The organism is Sphingobacterium sp. T2, assembly GCF_000814685.1.
GTDB lineage: Bacteria > Bacteroidota > Bacteroidia > Sphingobacteriales > Sphingobacteriaceae > Sphingobacterium > Sphingobacterium thermophilum.
Genome location: NZ_JXAC01000311.1, coordinates 1 through 936, shown reverse-complemented (window position 1 = coordinate 936; position 936 = coordinate 1). Strand labels below are relative to the sequence as shown.

The following is a 936-nucleotide window of genomic DNA, read 5'->3' as shown; positions in this document are numbered from 1 at the left end:
CTCGATATTAGAGTCTTATAGAGGTAGAGACGATGGTGCGGGAGTCGAAGTCCTACCGGAAGTCCAAGTACGCAAACTCCGAAMGTACGCGTATGAGATATTATCGGCAGTGAGGCGTTGGGTGCTAAGGTCCAAGGCCGAGAGGGAAAGAACCCAGACCATCAGCTAAGGTCCCCAAATGTGTTCTAAGTTGAACTAACGAGGTCCGGTTGCCCAGACAGCTAGGATGTTGGCTTGGAAGCAGCCATTCATTTAAAGAGTGCGTAACAGCTCACTAGTCGAGCGACCGGGCGTGGATAATAAACGGGCATCAAGAGCACTACCGAAGCTATGGATTCTTGCATTAAGCGAGAGTGGTAGGGGAGCATTCTATCGAGGGTGAAGCTGCATGGTGACGTGTGGTGGACTTTATAGAAAAGCAAATGTAGGCATAAGTAACGATAAGGCGGGTGAGAAACCCGCCCACCGAAAGACTAAGGTTTCCTGATCAACGCTAATCGGATCAGGGTTAGTCGGGGCCTAAGGCGCATCCGAAAGGAGTAAGCCGATGGACAACTGGTTAATATTCCAGTACTTTTCTTTACTGCGATGTGGAGACGGAGTAGTGACACTGCCGCGGACTGACGGAATAGTTCGTTAAAGGGTGTAGGTATAGGAGCTGTAGGCAAATCCGCAGTTCTTGCTGAGGCCCAATAGTACAGCAAACCTACGGGGGCGCTGATAGAGCAGGTAATCAGACTTCCAAGAAAAACCGCTAAGCTTCAGGTAAAGAAAACCCGTACCGTAAACCGACACAGGTAGGTCGAGGAGAGAATCCTAAGGTGCTCGAGTGAATCATGGCTAAGGAACTCGGCAAAATGGCCTGTAAACTTCGGGAGAAAGGGGGCGCTGTCTCTCGTGAGGAGCAGCCGCAGTGAAAAGGCCCAGGCGACTGTT

At 50.7% G+C, this 936-nt stretch carries 1 rRNA gene; it reads left to right on the top strand.

Going from position 1 to position 936, the window contains the following annotated elements:
* A 23S ribosomal RNA gene (locus SD31_RS16310) occupies window positions 1-936 on the top strand; the annotation flags it as partial.